Consider the following 17,193-nt stretch of genomic DNA (forward strand, 5'->3'; position numbering starts at 1 on the left):
CCCTCCGGAGGGGGCGGCCCCAGCGTCGTACCCGCACACGTCAGTCGATCGGCGGCTGTTCGCGGCGCTCGACTCCGCTCGGGGTCTTGGGGGCGGCGGGGCCGCCGCCGGTGACCGGGCCGAAGTTGCCGAGCGCGCCGCCGAGGCCCTTCAGGGCGTCGCCGATCTCGCTGGGCACGATCCAGAGCTTGTTGGCGTCGCCCTCGGCGATCTTCGGGAGCATCTGGAGGTACTGGTAGGAGAGCAGCTTCTGGTCGGGGTCGCCCGCGTGGATGGACTCGAAGACCGTGCGGATCGCCTGGGCCTCGCCCTCGGCGCGCAGGGCCGCGGCCCTGGCCTCACCTTCGGCGCGCAGGATCGCGGACTGCTTCTCACCCTCGGCGCGCAGGATCTCGGACTGGCGGACACCCTCGGCCTGGAGGATCGCGGCGCGCTTGTCGCGGTCGGCGCGCATCTGCTTCTCCATCGAGTCCTGGATGGAGGTGGGCGGCTCGATGGCCTTGAGCTCGACGCGGTTGACGCGGATGCCCCACTTGCCGGTGGCCTCGTCGAGGACGCCGCGCAGGGCCGCGTTGATCTCCTCGCGGGACGTCAGGGTCCGCTCCAGGTCCATGCCGCCGATGATGTTGCGCAGGGTGGTGACGGTGAGCTGCTCGATCGCCTGGATGTAGCTGGCGACCTCGTACGTCGCGGCGCGGGCGTCGGTGACCTGGTAGTAGATGACGGTGTCGATGTTCACGACCAGGTTGTCCTGGGTGATCACCGGCTGGGGCGGGAAGGGCACGACCTGTTCACGCAGGTCGATGCGGTTGCGGATGGAGTCGATGAACGGCACGACGATGTTGAGGCCGGCGTTCAGCGTGCGGGTGTAGCGGCCGAAGCGCTCCACGATGGCGGCGCTGGCCTGTGGGATGACCTGGATCGTCTTGATCAGGGCGATGAAGACCAGCACCACCAGAATGATCAGGACGATGATGATTGGTTCCATCGTGGTTCCCCGTACCCTTCATGCTTCGGTGTTCCCGGAAGATCTTGAGATCTCGCTGGTCGAGTCTGTCAGAAGGCCGCGCGCCCCGGGGGGCGTTCGGATCACCTGGCACCGCGGCGTCACGGGACGGCGCCGGAGCGGTGTCACATGACGACGGCGGTCGCTCCGTCGATCTCGACGACGTCCACCTCCTGGCCGGCTTCGAAGCTCTGCTCGGTGTCGAGCGGCCGGGCCGACCAGACCTCCCCCGCGAGCTTGATGCGTCCTCCGGAGGCGTCGACCCGCTCCAGGACGACCGCCTGCCGTCCTCTCAGCGCGTCGACTCCGGTGGCGAGTTCGGGGCGCTGGGTGCGGTGGCGCGCGGCGATCGGGCGTACGACCGCGATGAGTGCGACCGACACCACGGCGAAGACCACCGCCTGCAGCGCCACTCCGCCGCCGAGACCCGCGGTCACGGCGGCGGCCACGGCGCCGACCGCGAGCATGCCGAACTCCGGCATCGCGGTCACTACGAGCGGGATTCCGAGCGCGACCGCGCCGATCAGCCACCACACCCATGCGTCGATGTCCACATGGTCATGGTAGGACCGCGGCTCCCGTTACGGACAGGGCGTGCGCGATCAGCCGAGGGGCAGGCCCTGGGCGGTCCAGCGCTCGCCGCGCTGCTCGACGACCAGCGGCAGGCCGAAGCAGAGGGAGAGGTTCCGCGAGGTCAGCTCGAGCTCGAGCGGGCCGGCGGCGAGGACCTTGCCCTGGCGGATCATCAGGACGTGCGTGAAGCCCGGGGCGATCTCCTCGACGTGGTGCGTCACCATGATCATCGAGGGGGCGATGGGGTCGCGGGCGAGGCGGCCGAGGCGGCGTACGAGGTCCTCGCGGCCGCCGAGGTCGAGGCCCGCGGCGGGCTCGTCGAGGAGCAGCAGTTCAGGGTCGGCCATCAGGGCGCGGGCGATCAGGGTGCGCTTGCGCTCGCCCTCGGAGAGGGTGCCGAACTTGCGGTCCAGGTAGTCGCTCATGCCGAGGCGGTCGAGGAAGGCGCGGGCGCGCTGCTCGTCGATGTCCTCGTAGTCCTCGCGCCAGCCGGCCGTCATGCCGTACGCGGCCGTGAGGACCGTCTGCAGGACCGTCTGGGCCTTGGGCAGCTTCTCGGCCATGGCGATGCCGGCCATGCCGATGCGCGGGCGCAGCTCGAACACGTCGACCTTGCCGAGCTGTTCGCCGAGGACCGTCGCCGTGCCCTTGCTCGGGAAGAGGTAGCTGGAGGCCACGTTGAGGAGGGTGGTCTTGCCGGCGCCGTTCGGGCCGAGGATGACCCAGCGCTCCCCCTCCTTGACCGACCAGGAGACCTGGTCCACCAGAGCCCGGCCCTCTCGGACCACGGATACGTCCTCAAGCTCCAGTACATCGCTCATGAGCGCGGTCTCTCCCATTGCAGTCTCGGCTCGGCTGTCGCGTGCGTCGGTGGACGCAGCCCCCGGATAAAACCTACGCCACCGGCCGACCGTTCCCGTCCCGAGGCCGGTCCTTAGGCTGTGTGCATGCTCTCGGAACCACGCTCAGGACGCTTGGCCGCATGGGGAAACGCCCTTTTGGCCGGACTTGTTTCGCCGGACGACGCGGTGCACGCCGTCGTGGGTGACGACGCGGTGCACCGGGTCGAGGGGCTGCCCGGCGAGTCGGGGCCCGTCGGTCTGACGCTCGCTCTGGGGCGGCTGCGGGCGCTGGGGGTGACCGGGCTGCGGGTGGCGCTGCCCGCGCCGGGGCATCCGCTCGGCCTGAGCGGGCCGCCCGCGTTCAACGCGCGTGCGCTCGAGGCCGAGGAGGCGGTCGTCGCGGCGGGTGCGCCGTACGGTCTCGTGCCCGAGGTCTTCGAGGCCGGGCCGGAGGGCGGCGCGGCCGACGACGTCCATGTGGAGGTCGTGTGGCACTGTCTGCCGGTGCGGGAGGCGCCGCCCGCCGACGTGCCGTCGCTCGGCGAGGCGGAGCGGGAGCTCGCGGAGGCGCTGCGGGAGGCGACGGAGGTCCTCGCGCGGCTCGACGTGGCGGCTTCGGGGCCGGTAGCGGAGGCGGCGCTCGACGCGTACCGGGCGCGGGCCGAGCGGGGGCGCGAGGTGCTCGCGCCGGGGTATCCGCCGCGCGCGGTGCGGGTGTTGGAGCTGGCGCAGCGGATCGGTCTGCTGATCTCGATGGCGTACGAGAACGGGCACGGCGGGGCGGTGAGCGCCGCCGAGATGGCGGCGCGGGCCCAGGCGCTCAGGCCGGTCGAGCGGACGGCTCGGCGGGCGCAGGTCGCCGCGTACAACGCCTACGTCGAGTCGCGTGAGCGTGGGTGACCGTTCCTTCTCCGGTGGGCCGGGGCCTGGTCCTTCTCCGGTGGGCCGGGGCCTGGGTGTCGGTGGCTGGGGGTTGTTCTGACCGCCGGTCAGGTGCGGGGGTGGCTGCTCGCCGTCGCGGCGGATACAGCACCCCGGCTTGAGGGAAGCCCCCGGCAGGGCACGCACAGGCCCCGCGGACCGGGCTGGTCCGCGGGGCCTTGTGTCGGCGTGGGGTGGTGCGTCAGCTGTTGGACGACTCGTTGCCGAACGCCGGGTTGAGGATGCCGACCACGTTCGCGCTGTTGCCCGTGGCGTTGACCGGGACGTGGACCGGGACCTGGACGAGGTTGCCGGAGCCGATGCCCGGGGAGTTGGTGGCCTTGCCGTCGGCGTCGGCGGCGGCGATGGCGGCTCCGGCGGAGGCGCCCGCGGCGATACCGGCGGCGACGACGGCGAAGGCGGCCTTCTTGGCGATGCTCATGGGGTGTGTTCCTTTGGCAGAGTCTGTTGAGGCAGATGAGGTGCTGCTGAGGTGGTGGTCCCGGCCGTGAGGTCGGGGCGTGCGCGGCGCGGCGGCCCGGTGACGGGGGTGCGGGCGGCGGGCCGGGCGGCTGCGGTCAGCTGTTCTCGCAGACGTTTCCGAACGTGGGGTTCAGGATGCCGACGACGCTGACGCTGTTGCCGCAGGCGTTCACGGGGATGTGCACCGGGGCCTGGACCAGGTTGCCGGAGACGATGCCCGGGGAGTTCTCGGCCTTGCCGTGGGCGTCCGCGCTGTGGGCGGAGGCGATGCCGGCGCCGGCGGCGACCAGGCCGCCCGTCACCAGGGCGACGGCTGCGGCCTTCTTCACGTTCTTCACTGCTGAAATCCTCCTAGCGGAACCTGCGGCAAGGCGCCGCAGCACGCACTGGAGAACGCCCCGGGACCTCGGGGGATGCGCCAAGTGGGGGACATCCACACGACGGTATGAATCTCAGCCCGGAAGGAGACGGTCCGGGCTGACCCGCTCCGGTGTGCGCCGGAGCGGGGCTGCCGGGCGGCAGGCGGGGTTCAGCCGGTCACGCCGTGCCGGACGGCCCAGAGGGCGGCCTGGGTGCGGTCCGCGAGGTCGAGCTTCATCAGGATGTTCGACACGTGTGTCTTGACGGTCTTCTCGGAGAGGACGAGGGCGCGGGCGATCTCGCGGTTCGAGCGGCCGTCCGCGATCAGGCCGAGCACCTCGCGCTCCCGCTCGGTGAGCGAACCGCCCCTGCCCTGCGTGTTGTTGGCCTCCTCCTGGGAGAGCAGTGCGCCCGCCACCTCGGGCTGGAGGAGCACATGTCCCGCGTGCACGGAGCGGATGGCTCCGGCGAGGGCGTCGGGGTCCACGTCCTTGTACACATAGCCCGCGGCGCCCGCGCGCAGGGCGGGGACGACCGTGCGCTGCTCGGTGAAGCTGGTGACGATGAGCACGCGGGCGGGGTTGGCGAGCTCGCGGAGCTTGCGCAGGGCCTCGACGCCGTCCATGCCGGGCATCTTGACGTCCATCAGGACGACGTCCGGCTTGAGCTCCTCGGCGCAGGCGACGCCCTCGGCGCCGTCCGACGCCTCGCCGACGACCTCGATGTCGTCCTGGATCTCCAGGAAAGTACGCAGACCGCGGCGGACCACCTGGTGGTCGTCGACCAGCAGCACCCGGATCCCTGTCTTCGAATTGAGCGCAGCGTCAGCCACCGGGAACCTCCATCTCGATCGTCGTGCCCTTGCCGGGCTCCGATTCCACGGTCAGCCGTCCGCCGACCCCGCCGGCCCGGTCCCGCATGGAGACCAGGCCCAAGTGCCTCCCGGCGCGACGCGTCGCGCGCGGGTCGAATCCGCTGCCGTCGTCCGTGACGCGCAGCACCGCGCCGGGGCCGCGCTTCTCCAGGGCGACCGCGACGCGCTCGGCCTGCGCGTGCCGCAGGGCGTTGTGCAGGGCCTCCTGGGCGACGCGCAGCATGGCCTCCTCCTGGGCGGCGGGCAGGGCGCGCACGCCGGTGCTCTCGAAGGTGACCTTCGCGGAGTGGGCCCGGTCCAGGACCTGGATGTGCGTACGCAGCGTGGCGACCAGGCCGTCCTCGTCGAGGGCGGCTGGCCTGAGCTCCACGACCGCCGCGCGCAGCTCGTCCGCCGCCTCGGCCGCGAGGGCCGCGACCTGCTGGAGCTCGCCCTTGGCCCGGACGGGGTCCCGGTCGACGAGGGCGGTCGCGGCCTGGGCGGTGAGGCGCAGGGAGAACAGCTTCTGGCTCACGGCGTCGTGCAGCTCGTGGGCGAGGCGGGAGCGCTCCTCGGCGATGGTCAGCTCGCGGCTGCGCTCATAGAGGCGGGCGTTGGTCAGGGCGATCGCCGCGTGCTGGGCGAGGATCGAGAGGAGTTCCTCGTCGTCCTGGTCGAAGCCGCAGCAGCCGTCCCGCTTGGGGCGCCTCTTGTTGGCGAGGAAGAGCGCGCCGAGCGTCTCGTCGCCGTACCGGATCGGCAGGCCGAGGAAGTCGGACATGTCGGGGTGGGCGGCGGGCCAGCCCTCGAAGCGGGGGTCCTCGCGCACGTCGGCGAGGCGCTCGGGCTCGGCCTTGCGCAGCATCGCGGCCAGGATGCCGTGCTGGCGCGGCAGCGGGCCGATGGCCTTCCACTGCTCGTCGGTGACGCCGTCGACGACGAACTGGGCGAAGCCGCCGTGGTCGTCGGGGACGCCGAGCGCCGCGTACTCCGCGTCGAGCAGCTCGCGGGCGGAGGCCACGATCGTCTTGAGGACGTCGCGGACCTCCAGCTGGCTGCTCATGGCGAGCAGCGCGGAGCTCACCGCGTACAGCCCGGACCGGGGACCTTGACTCATGGCCCAACCGTACCGGCGGGGTGTGACAGGGCGTATCGGACCTGTGGCGGCCGGGAGGTAGGGCGCGGGGCCTAGGTCGAAGGGACCTGAGCCGGGGCCTTAGGTCGAAGGGACGTGCTGAGGTGCGCCCGGCGGACGAGGCGGTGGGCGCGGGGGCGTTCCTAGCGTGGAGGGAGCGTGACGGCGGCGCCGTGGGGCGCCCCGCGACTACGGGACTACGGGACTGCGAGGGGGCTGCCATGCCGGTGGCGATCATCACGGGGGCGTCGAAGGGCCTGGGGCGGGCGCTGGGGGCGGCGCTCGCGGAGCGCGGCTGGGACCTGGTCCTCGACGCGCGGACGGACGCGGTGCTCCAGGAGACCGCGCGGGAGCTCGGCGGCCGTGGCGGGCGCGTGCGCGCCTTGTCAGGGGACGTCACGGACGCAGGGCACCGCGCTGAGCTGGTGGCGGCGGCGCGCGCGTTCGGCGGGCTCGACCTGCTGGTGAACAACGCGAGCGCGCTCGGCGCGGAGCCGCTGGTCCGGCTCGACGCGCTGCCGCTGGACGGGTTGCGGCAGGCCCTGGAGACCAATGTGGTGGCGGCGCTCGGGCTCGTGCAGGAGGCCCTGCCGCTGCTGCGCGCCGCCCGCGCGGGCACCGTGATCGCGGTCAGCTCCGACGCCGCGGCCGAGGCGTACGAGACGTGGGGCGGGTACGGGGCGTCGAAGGCGGCCCTCGACCATGTGTCGGCGGTGCTCGCCCAGGAGGAGCCGGGGCTGCGGGTGTGGGCCGTCGATCCGGGCGACATGCGGACGGATCTGTACCAGGCGGCGGTGCCGGTCGACGACGCCTCGGGCCGGCCCCTTCCGGAGACGGTGGTGCCCGCCTTCCTGCGGCTGCTCGACGAGCGCCCTGCGAGCGGCCGCTATGCCGCCCCCGCTCTCCTGGAGACGGCATGACGGTCTCTCCTGGAGACGGCACGACGGTCGCGGTGCGGGTGCCGGAGGGGCGGCACGCGGCGCTGCCCGTCGAGCAGCGCCGCCGGGGGCTGCGCCGGGACTCCGTCCGGCTCCTGGTGTCGCACGGCACCGAGGTGTCGCACCACGCGTTCACGGATCTGCCGCAGCTGCTGCGCGCCGGTGACCTGTTGATCGTGAACACCTCGTCGACGCTGCCCGCGGCGGTCGACGGCCGGCTGGGGCACGCGCGCGTGGTGGTGCACTTCTCGACGCTCGGCGCGGACGGGCGGTGGGCCGTCGAGTTGCGGGATCCGGACGGAGGGGGCACCACGCGCGCGCGGGCGGGCGGACCGGAGGGGACGGTCGTGGAGCTCCCCGGGGGTGCGCGCCTTGTGTATGAGGAGCCGTTGAGCGCGGACGGCGCGCGGCTGTGGTGGGCGCGGGTGTCCGTCGACGTGCCGGGGCTGCTCGGCCGGTACGGGCGTCCCATTCGTTACTCCTATACGGAGCGGGACCAGCCGCTGTCGGTCTACCAGACGGTGTTCGCGCTGCCGTCCGCCGACGGCACGGGCAGCGCGGAGATGCCGAGCGCGGCGCGGCCCTTCACCGCGCGCTTGGTGGCGCGGCTCGTGAGCCGGGGTGTGCAGTTCGCGCCGGTCCTGCTGCACACGGGGGTCGCGTCGCCGGAGGCGCACGAGCCGCCGTACCCGGAGCGCTTCGAGGTGCCGGAGGCGTCGGCGCGGCTCATCAATGCCGCGCGGGCGGGCGGGGGCCGTGTGGTCGCGGTGGGGACGACGGCGGTGCGGGCCGTGGAGTCGGCGGCCGGGGCGGACGGGGTGGTGCGCGCGGCGGCGGGCCGCACCGGTCTGGTGGTGACGCCGGAGCGCGGGGTGCGCGTGGTGGACGGGCTGCTCACCGGTCTGCACGAGCCGGAGGCTTCGCATCTGCTGATGCTGGAGGCCGTGGCGGGCCGCGCGGCGGTGGAGCGCGGTTATGCCGAGGCGGTACGCCGTCTCTATCTCTGGCACGAGTTCGGCGATGTCCACCTCCTCCTGCGGGATGACAACGCTCACCGAGAGCATTGCTCCCGCAACGGAAGGTGAGACTGTTACACGTCCGATGTGAGCCCGCGCATAGGACGCACATCACGTACGAAGCTCCCTAGTGGACGTTTATGTCCCGTAAGGGTGGGCTAAACGCGGGCATGGGGACCGACCGGGCACCCCCTGATCCACTATCCGGGGTAGTACGTCGCTCCTTTGCCTCAGAATTTTGCGCCCGCTAAGAATTGCTCCCGTCGCTCGGCGCCGCGGTCCCGCACCGCGGCGTTTTGCCGGAGAAGCAACTGTCCCCAGCCGGTGCAGAGCGGCCTCCCGATACGAAGAGGTCCTCGAAGCATGTCCAAGCACGCCCCCTCTGGTCATAGTCGCTCGACCCTGACCAAGGCCCAGAAGTTCTCGATCGCCGGTGTCGCCACGCTCGGCGCCGCCGCCCTCGCCTTCTCCATCGTGCCGGGCAACCCTCAGACCGAGACCGAGACCGAGGCCATGGGCACCCACGCCGCCGCCTGGTCCGTCCCCGCCAAGACGCAGGCCGCGGTCCACGAGAACGTGAGCAAGCAGCAGGCCACCGCCGACAAGCGGGCCAAGGACGCCGCCGCGAAGAAGAAGGCCGACGACGAGGCCGCGGCGAAGAAGAAGGCCGAGGAGGACCGCAAGGCGAAGGAGGCCGCGAGCCGCGCCGCCGCCCGCAAGCCGGTCTACGCCAACAACCTCGACGGCTGGATCCGCCAGTCCCTCGACATCATGAAGGCCAAGGGCATCCCCGGCTCGTACGAGGGCCTGCACCGCAACATCATGCGCGAGTCCACGGGCAACCCGAACGCCGTCAACGGCTGGGACGTCAACGCGCAGAAGGGCACCCCGTCGATCGGCCTGCTCCAGGTCATCCAGCCGACGTTCAGCGCGTACCACGTCGAGGGCACCTCGACGAACATCTACGACCCGGTCGCCAACATCACCGCCGCCGCCAACTACGCGGCCAACCGGTACGGCTCGATCGACAACGTCAACGGCGCCTACTGAGTCCGACCCCCTGGAACCCGGACCTCTTCAGCCGAGGCCGAGCTCGCAGACGCCGAAGGGCGGCACCCCGCGCGGGGTGCCGCCCTTCTTCGCGTACGCACGCGGCGTACCGCGCGGTGCCTACTTGCGCATGACCTCCGGCTCGTGGCGGCGCAGGAAGCGGGCCACGAGGAAGCCGCAGAACGCGCCGAGGGCGAGCAGGGCGGCCATGTCCATGACGTAGGCGCCCCCCTCGTGGTCCCACAGCGGGTCGGTGCTGCCCGGGTCGTCCGGGTTGGGGCTGATCCGGTTGAAGTCGAGCGTGGTGCCCGCGGCGGCCACCGCCCAGCGCGACGGCATCAGGTACGAGAACTCGTTGACGCCGACCGTGCCGTGCAGGATGAACAGACAGCCGGTGAACACGACCTGGATGATCGCGAACATGACCAGCAGCGGCATGGTCTTCTCGGCGGTCTTCACCAGGGCGGAGATGATCAGGCCGAACATCATCGAGGTGAAGCCGAGCGCCATGATCGGCAGGGACAGTTCGAGCAGCACCTGGCTGCCCAGGACCAGGCCCTTCTCCGGGATCTCACGGGAGGAGAAGCCGATCGCGCCGACCAGGGCGCCCTGCAGCGCGGTGATGAAGCCGAGGACGATGACCTTGGACATCAGGTACGCGGAGCGGGACAGGCCGGTCGCGCGCTCCCGCTCGTAGATCACCCGCTCCTTGATCAGCTCACGGACGGAGTTGGCGGCGCCCGCGAAGCAGGCGCCGACCGCGAGGATCAGGAGCACCGTCGTGGCCGTGCCGTTCGGGATGATCTTGCCCGTCTGCGGGTTCACGTTCGGCAGCAGACCCTTGTCCGGGTCGATGAGCAGGCTCACCGCGCCGAGCACCGCGGGCAGGATCAGCATCAGCGCCATGAAGCCCTTGTCGGACGCGATGACCGAGACGTAGCGCCGGATCAGCGTGAACAGCTGTGAGCCCCAGCCCTGCGGCTTGGGCGGGCTGATCGCCTGCGGCGGCGGCATGTGTACGGACTGCGCGGCGACGGCGTCGATGTCCGCGGCGTACATCTGGTAGTGCTGCGAGCCCTTCCAGCGGCCCGCCCAGTCGTAGTCGCGGTAGTTCTCGAAGGCCGAGAAGACATCGGCCCAGGTGTCGTAGCCGAAGAAGTTGAGGGCCTCCTCGGGCGGGCCGAAGTACGCCACCGAGCCGCCCGGCGCCATCACCAGGAGCTTGTCGCACAGTGCCAGCTCGGCCACGGAGTGCGTGACCACCAGGACCGTGCGGCCGTCGTCGGCGAGGCCGCGCAGGAGCTGCATGACGTCGCGGTCCATGCCCGGGTCGAGGCCCGACGTGGGCTCGTCCAGGAAGATCAGGGACGGCTTGGTGAGCAGCTCCAGGGCCACGGAGACGCGCTTGCGCTGGCCACCGGACAGGGAGGTGACCTTCTTGTCCTTGTGGATGTCGAGCTTCAGCTCGCGCAGGACCTCGCCTATGCGCTGCTGGCGCTCCTGGTCGCTGGTGTCGGCGGGGAAGCGGAGCTTGGCGGCGTACTTGAGCGCCTTGTTGACGGTCAGCTCCTTGTGCAGGATGTCGTCCTGCGGGACCAGACCGATGCGCTGGCGCAGCTCGGCGAACTGCTTGTACAGGTTCCTGTTGTCGTACAGGACGTCGCCCTGGTTGGCGGGCCGGTAGCCGGTGAGCGCCTTGAGCAGGGTGGACTTGCCGGAGCCCGACGGGCCGATGACCGCGATGAGCGACTTCTCCGGGACGCCGAAGGAGACGTCCTTGAGGATCTGCTTGCCGCCGTCGACCGTGACGGTCAGATGGCGCGCGGAGAAGGAGACGTCACCGGTGTCGACGAACTCCTCGAGACGGTCCCCGACCAGGCGGAACGTGGAGTGGCCGACGCCGACGATGTCGTTCGGGCCGATGAGGACCGTCGACGCCTTCGCGATCGGCATGCCGTTGACGTACGTGCCGTTGTGCGAGCCGAGGTCGCGCAGCTCGAAGCGGCCGTCGGGCGTCGACGTGAACTCGGCGTGGTGGCGCGAGACCTGGAGGTCGGACACCACCAGCTCGTTCTCCAGGGCGCGGCCGATGCGCATCTTTCGGCCAAGCGCGAGCTGGTGGAACGTGGTCGGGCTGCGGTCGCCGTAGACCGGCGGGGCCCCCGCCGCGCCACCGGATCCCACGCCCGCGCCCGGGCCCTGCTGCTGCGGTACGTGCGCCTGCTGCGCCTGCTGCGGCTGCATCTGGTGCTGCGGCGCCTGCTGCTGCGGTGCCTGCTGCCAGGCCTGCTGCTGCGGCATCTGCTGCTGGTGCGGCTGCTGCTGAGGCGCCTGGTAGGGCGGTGCCTGGTGCTGCTGCGGCTGCCCGGCCCAGCCGGGAGCTTCCTGCTGGCCGACCTGGCCGACCTGGCCGTGGGCCTGGCGCGGCGGGGCGTGCTGCGCCTGCTGCTGCGCGCCCGGCGCGGACATCGCCGCCGCGGCGGCGCCCGAGAGGACCAGCTGCGGGCCGTCGGTCGCGTTGCCCAGGTGGACGGCCGAACCAGGGCCGATTTCCATCTGGTGGATCCGCTGCCCCTGTACGAAGGTGCCATTGGTGGACCCGTGGTCCTCAATGACCCAGCCGCGACCGCTCCAGCTGATCGTCGCGTGCCGCCAGGAGACCCTGGCGTCGTCGAGCGCGATGTCACCCTGCGGATCACGTCCGAGGGTGTATGCCCTGGACGAATCGAGCGTCCAGGTCCTGCCATTCAATTCCAGTACGAGTTCCGGCACTCCATGCCCCACTGAGTTGTCCCCCGAGTTGCCCCCATCATGGGGAGTCTAGGGATGTCGAACATCGGGAGGAACTATTTCAGGCGGAGGGCTCTGACCGAAAGTCGGGCCTTGTGAAGACTGCGTACGGGCCACTATGACTGCCCCGTTGACGGGGCAGATACCACCCCGGAAAGTGGTAAGGGCTCTCAGCGGGTACGGATAGCGAGCATGCCTCGCAAATCACCCATGTCGGCCGTTTCGACTGTGCCGGTCGTGGCGGCCGTTCCGGCCGTGACGGCTGCGCCGGCCGTGGGGTCCCGAACCGCGCACGGAGGGCGACGCGCTGCGAGCTCGGGGGGTCTGATGGGGACCGACGGGTACGACGACGTACGGCGGAGCGTGCCCTGGGGCGACGTGCTGCTCTCCGCTGTCGCCGCGGTCAGCTGGGCGCTGATCGGCATGGCGGGCACGGCCGCCCTTGGTCTGCACCTGCTCGGCGCGGACGCCGTCGGGTCGCTCGGGCCGATGACGGCGGCCGCGATCGCCCTGGGGGTCGGCGGTTCCGTCACTCCCTCCGGTGATGTCTCGGCCTTCGGCCTGAAGGGGGCGGAGGCGAGTACGGCCATTGACGTCGCGCCGCTCGGCGTGGGCCTTGTCGGGGCGGTGCTGCTCTCGTACTTCTTTTTACGTTCCTTGCGCGGCGCGGGAGTTGTGATCTCGCCCGCCGAACTCGGAGCCCGCGCGGGAGCGGTCATCGCCCTCTTCGTCGCCATGCTCGGCGGGCTCGCCTGGGCGGGTCACGACGTCATCACGATCGACGGCGAACAACTGGGCATCGACAAAGGAATTGACAAGGGAATCGACAAAGGCGTCGACAACTTGCCCGGCGGTATCGGCGACCGCATCCCCGACGGCCTCAAGGACATCGGTGGCATCGGCGACATCGGTGACGCCGGCGGGCTGCTGCCCGGCCGGCTCCGCGACCTCGTCGACGCGAAGGCCGCCGTCGGCTTCACCGTGGACACCGGCGCCACGCTGCTCGGCGGCGCGCTCTTCGCCGCCGGTGTGCTGCTCATCGCCCTGCTCGCCTCGCGCCGCACCCCGTTGCCGCGCGGCCTGGACGCCGTCCACCGCGTGGTGCGGCCCGCCGCGTCCGCGCTGGTCTCGGTCGTCCTGATGGCCGTGGTCGCCGGGCTCGCCGCGGCGGCGTACGCGGCGATCGGCGACGACCACCCGAAGCGGGTCATCGGCGGCGCGCTCGTCGGCGCCCCGAACGGCGTGTTCCTCGGTCTTCCCGTCGGCCTCTTCGTCCCCTACGACGGCGACGCCTCCGGTCCCCTCGCCCGCTTCCTGCCCGACCCGGTCGACGACCTGCTCGTCAACTCCGACAAGCCCCTGACCCTCGGCCGCCTCGCCGAACTCGACGGCAGGGTCTGGCTCCTCGGTGTGGCGGCGGCGCTGATGATGCTGTTCGCGGGGGTGCTCACGGCGGTACGGAGTCCGCTGGCGCGGGGCGCGGCCGCCGCGGCCGCCGTCGGCTCTTCGGTACGGGACGAGGGGGCCGCCCCCGCCCCGGCCGTGGGGACCGCCGGGTTCGTCGGGCGGTGCGCTCTGCAGCTCGCCGTGGTCACGGCGGTGGCGCTGCCGCTGTTGACGTGGCTCACCGGGGTGTCCGCGGACGCCTCGATGTCCGTGCTCGGCGTCGACGCGTTCGGGGCCGAGCTCGAACTGCGCGGGAAGCTGGGCATGGCGGTGCTCCTCGGTGCCGCGTGGGGTGCCGGGGCCGGGGCCGCGGGTGCGCTGCTCGCTCGGGCTACGGGGGCTGCTGGGGGGCGGGCTTCACCGCTTGCGCTGGGGCTCGCCGGGGGCGGGGGGTCTGCCGGGGCCGGGGCTGTTTCCGGGGCGGGGGTTGTTTCCGGGGCCGGGGCGGCGGGACAGGTGCCCGGGCCGTACCGGCCGGGGGTGCCGTATCGGCCGCCGCGGGCCGAGACGAATCCGTACCTGCGGGTGCCGGAGGAGTTGCGGGACGCGGGGCCTTCGTATCGGGGCGCGGGGCCTTCGTACGAGGGGGGTGCCCCGACCTCCGGGCGGGGTGGGCCGCCTTCCGGTCAGGGTGAGGCACCGCCTGGGCGGGGCGGTCCACCGCCGGTGAGCGGGGCGCCGACGGTGGCGAATCCGACGCCGCCGCCCCGGGGCGGACGCAAGCGGGAGTCTCGACGAGGGGCGGGGTGGCCACCGTCTCCGCCTCCTCCGCCGCCGCCCCCGCCTCCGCCTTCTGGTTCGGGAGGATCTCGGAGGGGTGGCTGACTCGGGCTCGGGGCGGCAACCGGTGCCGCCGCTCCGCGGCGGCTCCTCCCACCCGCCCACCCGTTTCTCTCGTCCCCGGCGTCAGCCGAACTGCTGAGGCCGGCATCCGCTACCGGAAACCAGGGGCCCGCGGGCGGCAGAACCACCCAGCGGGCCGCGCCCAGACCGACCCGTGCCACACCACCCCCGGGTAACCACCAGACCCCTCGGAGGGAAAGCCCGGGCGAAGCGGAAGGGAAGGCCCTGTCCGGCACCCGGACACCCCCACCGCCCGCCAAGCGCGGCCAGCTACCGTGGGGATCACCATGAGTGCCTCCACGCCCCCCGCGCCCGCTGGCGCCTCCGCGCCGGCCGGTGCCGCCCCCGGCGTCCCCACGGACGTCCCCACGCTTCTCGTCAAGATCTTCGGCAAGGACCGTCCAGGGATCACCGCAGGTCTCTTCGACACGCTCGCCGCGTACTCCGTCGATGTCGTCGACATCGAGCAGGTCGTGACGCGTGGCCGGATAGTGCTGTGCGCACTGGTCACCGAGCCCCCGCACGGCCTCGAAGGCGATCTGCGGGCGACGGTGCACAGCTGGGCGGAGTCCCTGCGGCTGCAGGCGGAGATCATCTCGGGCCGGGGTGACAACCGCCCGCGCGGCCTCGGCCGGTCGCACGTCACGGTGCTCGGGCACCCGCTGACGGCGGAGTCGACCGCCGCGATCGCCGCCCGCATCACGGCGACGGGCGGCAACATCGACCGTATCTTCCGCCTCGCCAAGTACCCGGTCACCGCGGTGGAGTTCGCGGTGTCCGGCACCGAGACCGAGCCGCTGCGCACGGCGCTCGCGCTTGAGGCCGCGGCGCTCGGCGTCGATGTCGCCGTCGTCGCCGCGGGTCTGCACCGGCGCGCGCAGCGCCTGGTCGTGATGGACGTCGACTCGACGCTGATCCAGGACGAGGTGATCGAGCTCTTCGCCGCGCACGCGGGCTGCGAGGAGGAGGTCGCCGAGGTCACGGCGGCCGCGATGCGCGGGGAGCTCGACTTCGAGGAGTCGCTGCACGCGCGCGTGGCCCTGCTGAAGGGCCTGGACGCGTCGGTGGTGGACAAGGTCAGGTCGGAGGTCCGTCTGACCCCGGGCGCGCGCACGCTGATCCGCACCCTCAAGCGCCTCGGCTTCCAGGTCGGCGTCGTCTCGGGCGGATTCACGCAGGTCACGGACGATCTGAAGGAACGTCTCGGCCTGGACTTCGCCCACGCCAACACCCTGGAGATCGTCGACGGCAAGCTCACCGGCAAGGTGACGGGCGAGATCGTGGACCGCGCGGGCAAGGCCCGCCTCCTGCGCCGCTTCGCCCACGAGGCGGGCGTGCCCCTGGAGCAGACCGTGGCGGTCGGCGACGGCGCGAACGACCTCGACATGCTCAACGCGGCGGGTCTCGGCGTCGCCTTCAACGCCAAGCCGATGGTCCGCGAGGCCGCCCACACCGCGGTGAACGTGCCGTTCCTCGACACCGTCCTCTATCTCCTGGGCGTCACCCGCGAAGAGGTCGAGGCCGCGGACATGCATCTGGACCAGGACTAGCGCGCGTCCTTCCGTCCCCTCGTACGGCCAGGGGCCCGGCACCGACCCGGTGCCGGGCCCTGCTCATGGGCCGAAGGCGCGCCGGGCGGCTACTCGGACGGCGCCCAGTAGTCCACCAGGGTCGCCGTGCCGGGCTCGAGGCCCTTCCACGATCCGGTGTACGTCAGGACGGCGAACGCGGCCGTCGGGAAGCCGCGGCGGTTCATCCGGACCTGGGCGTCGCCCTCGGCGTCGCCGGCGAGGACGTCGGCGACGCCGTGGACGCCGGGGTTGTGGCCGATGAGGATCAGATCGCGCACGTCGTCCGGTGTCTCGTTGAGCACGGCGATCAGCTCGCCGGGTGAGGCTTCATAGACCCGGTCCTCGTACACCGTCCGGGGCCGCTGCGGGAGCTCCTGGACGGCGAGCTTCCAGGTCTCGCGGGTCCTGACGGCGGTCGAGCACAGGGCCAGGTCGAAGGCGATGCCGCTGTCGGCGAGCCTGCGGCCGGCGACGGGCGCGTCCTTGCGGCCTCGCTCGGCGAGCGGACGCTCGTGGTCGGACACCTGGGGCCAGTCGGCCTTCGCATGCCGGAAAAGGACAATCCTGCGGGGTTCTGCGACGCTCATGCGTCCCAGCTTCGCATGAAACACGCCACGGAGCGCAGGGAGTTGGCGGGCTCCCCCGGCAGGGGTGACAGGGCTTTCGCACCGGGACGCACGAGGTCGGGAGGCGTGATGTGGCCGCTCAGGACGCCGCGTACGACATCGCTCGCACCCCGGGGGCCGGGTCCGGGGCAGCTCACGCGGCCGCGCTCAGGATGGCTTTGACCCGCTCCAGGATGTGGGTGATCACGGGCTCGCTGTCCGCCGCCGCGTGGGCGTCCGCCGCGTTCAGTATCAGCAGGAGCAGGGCCGCGAAGGCGATCGCGGGCAGGGCGACGGCCCACCAGGGGAGCTGGATCTCGATACCGGCCTGTTCCGCCCGGTCCGCCGGGTCGGGTCGGGTCTGCGCACGGGCCGACATGCCGCCTCCAGGGTCTTCGAGTGCTCCGCGCCGCGTCCTCGCGGTCACACATCGAAGGTACGGAACCCCGGCCTCTCAACCCATCCGGTGATCCACCCAGTTAACCCTGACACTGGCCCCCTAGGGGATGGTGGGGCTAGCACCACCATCCCGGTCTCTGAGGGATCGTCAGGACGTGTCGTCAGGGCGGGTCGTCGGACTGGTCGTCAGGGTGAGGCCACGGTCGCGACGATGCCGATGATCACGGTGATGGCCAGCATCGCGCCGAGCACGATGAGCAGCTTCTTCTGGCCGTTCTGGGGGTTCGGGTCGAGCACGGGCATACGCCAAGTCTCGCACTCTTCGCGCGCACGGCCGCCGCCGGGGTCCGGCGGCGGCCGTG

The 17,193-nt window shown here is 72.0% G+C and carries 17 protein-coding genes; 6 read left to right on the top strand and 11 right to left on the bottom strand.

Translation table 11 applies throughout. The features are described from left to right. Positions 1-40 precede the first annotated feature (40 nt). From ACFWZ5_RS38320 to ACFWZ5_RS38330, 3 genes are all read right to left on the bottom strand, one after another. Positions 41-988 carry an SPFH domain-containing protein gene (locus ACFWZ5_RS38320; protein ID WP_384892018.1) on the bottom strand — a complete coding sequence of 316 codons (948 nt, stop codon included), beginning with the start codon at positions 986-988 and terminating at the stop codon, positions 41-43. A gap of 143 nt (positions 989-1,131) precedes the next feature. After that, positions 1,132-1,560 carry an NfeD family protein gene (locus ACFWZ5_RS38325; protein ID WP_384804529.1) on the bottom strand — a complete coding sequence of 143 codons (429 nt, stop codon included), beginning with the start codon at positions 1,558-1,560 and terminating at the stop codon, positions 1,132-1,134. A gap of 48 nt (positions 1,561-1,608) precedes the next feature. Beyond that, entirely contained in the window at positions 1,609-2,400 is a 792-nt protein-coding gene (locus tag ACFWZ5_RS38330; protein ID WP_384804527.1) for an ABC transporter ATP-binding protein, read from the bottom strand. A gap of 126 nt (positions 2,401-2,526) precedes the next feature. Here ACFWZ5_RS38330 and ACFWZ5_RS38335 point away from each other — a divergent pair, with 126 nt between their 5' ends. Then, entirely contained in the window at positions 2,527-3,321 is a 795-nt protein-coding gene (locus ACFWZ5_RS38335) for a hypothetical protein (protein WP_384804525.1), read from the top strand. 223 nt (positions 3,322-3,544) lie between these two features. On the opposite strand, the gene ACFWZ5_RS38340 is transcribed toward ACFWZ5_RS38335, so the two are convergent. From ACFWZ5_RS38340 to ACFWZ5_RS38355, 4 genes are all read right to left on the bottom strand, one after another. Then, positions 3,545-3,784 carry a chaplin gene (locus ACFWZ5_RS38340; RefSeq protein WP_384804523.1) on the bottom strand — a complete coding sequence of 80 codons (240 nt, stop codon included), beginning with the start codon at positions 3,782-3,784 and terminating at the stop codon, positions 3,545-3,547. Between the two features lie 136 nt (positions 3,785-3,920). Then, complete coding sequence (locus tag ACFWZ5_RS38345) at positions 3,921-4,163, bottom strand: chaplin (RefSeq protein ID WP_384804521.1); 243 nt, start codon at positions 4,161-4,163, stop codon at positions 3,921-3,923. Positions 4,164-4,354: 191 nt separating this feature from the next. Then, positions 4,355-5,017 carry a response regulator gene (locus ACFWZ5_RS38350; protein WP_384804519.1) on the bottom strand — a complete coding sequence of 221 codons (663 nt, stop codon included), beginning with the start codon at positions 5,015-5,017 and terminating at the stop codon, positions 4,355-4,357. After that, the gene (locus tag ACFWZ5_RS38355) at positions 5,010-6,155 is read right to left on the bottom strand and encodes a GAF domain-containing protein (RefSeq protein ID WP_384804517.1); all 1,146 of its coding nucleotides are present in this window, start codon (positions 6,153-6,155) and stop codon (positions 5,010-5,012) included. Before ACFWZ5_RS38355 ends, ACFWZ5_RS38350 begins: the two co-directional genes overlap by 8 nt. 239 nt (positions 6,156-6,394) lie before the next feature. On the opposite strand from ACFWZ5_RS38355, the gene ACFWZ5_RS38360 reads away from it, so the two are divergent. The 3 genes from ACFWZ5_RS38360 (at position 6,395) to ACFWZ5_RS38370 (ending at position 9,177) form a co-directional block, all read left to right on the top strand. Further along, complete coding sequence (locus ACFWZ5_RS38360) at positions 6,395-7,093, top strand: SDR family NAD(P)-dependent oxidoreductase (RefSeq protein ID WP_384804515.1); 699 nt, start codon at positions 6,395-6,397, stop codon at positions 7,091-7,093. Continuing rightward, a complete protein-coding gene (locus ACFWZ5_RS38365) occupies positions 7,090-8,196 on the top strand; it encodes an S-adenosylmethionine:tRNA ribosyltransferase-isomerase (RefSeq protein ID WP_384804512.1) in 1,107 nt (368 codons plus the stop codon). The genes ACFWZ5_RS38360 and ACFWZ5_RS38365 overlap by 4 nt, the downstream gene beginning before the upstream one ends. A 294-nt stretch (positions 8,197-8,490) precedes the next feature. Then, complete coding sequence (locus tag ACFWZ5_RS38370; protein ID WP_384804510.1) at positions 8,491-9,177, top strand: transglycosylase SLT domain-containing protein; 687 nt, start codon at positions 8,491-8,493, stop codon at positions 9,175-9,177. Between the two features lie 120 nt (positions 9,178-9,297). Here the strand turns inward: ACFWZ5_RS38370 and ACFWZ5_RS38375 are convergent, their stop codons facing one another. Then, entirely contained in the window at positions 9,298-11,949 is a 2,652-nt protein-coding gene (locus tag ACFWZ5_RS38375; protein ID WP_384806062.1) for an FHA domain-containing protein, read from the bottom strand. Positions 11,950-12,294: 345 nt separating this feature from the next. On the opposite strand from ACFWZ5_RS38375, the gene ACFWZ5_RS38380 reads away from it, so the two are divergent. Together ACFWZ5_RS38380 and serB are read left to right on the top strand one after the other, a co-directional pair. Further along, the gene (locus ACFWZ5_RS38380) at positions 12,295-14,238 is read left to right on the top strand and encodes a streptophobe family protein (RefSeq protein ID WP_384806060.1); all 1,944 of its coding nucleotides are present in this window, start codon (positions 12,295-12,297) and stop codon (positions 14,236-14,238) included. A gap of 305 nt (positions 14,239-14,543) precedes the next feature. Next, positions 14,544-15,806: a phosphoserine phosphatase SerB gene (serB, locus tag ACFWZ5_RS38385; RefSeq protein ID WP_384806662.1), complete on the top strand. Its 1,263-nt coding sequence runs from the start codon at positions 14,544-14,546 to the stop codon at positions 15,804-15,806. 89 nt (positions 15,807-15,895) lie between these two features. On the opposite strand, the gene ACFWZ5_RS38390 is transcribed toward serB, so the two are convergent. From ACFWZ5_RS38390 to ACFWZ5_RS38400, 3 genes are all read right to left on the bottom strand, one after another. Continuing rightward, the gene (locus ACFWZ5_RS38390; protein ID WP_384806660.1) at positions 15,896-16,414 is read right to left on the bottom strand and encodes a SixA phosphatase family protein; all 519 of its coding nucleotides are present in this window, start codon (positions 16,412-16,414) and stop codon (positions 15,896-15,898) included. A 172-nt stretch (positions 16,415-16,586) separates the two neighbouring features. Continuing rightward, positions 16,587-16,859, bottom strand: a complete 273-nt coding sequence (locus tag ACFWZ5_RS38395; protein WP_384892021.1) for a hypothetical protein — start codon at positions 16,857-16,859, stop codon at positions 16,587-16,589. A gap of 158 nt (positions 16,860-17,017) precedes the next feature. Next, positions 17,018-17,134, bottom strand: a complete 117-nt coding sequence (locus tag ACFWZ5_RS38400) for an SGM_5486 family transporter-associated protein (protein WP_106967776.1) — start codon at positions 17,132-17,134, stop codon at positions 17,018-17,020. Positions 17,135-17,193: the final 59 nt, after the last annotated feature.

It is taken from the genome of Streptomyces sp. NPDC059003 (assembly GCF_042740445.1).
Taxonomy (GTDB): Bacteria; Actinomycetota; Actinomycetes; order Streptomycetales; family Streptomycetaceae; genus Streptomyces.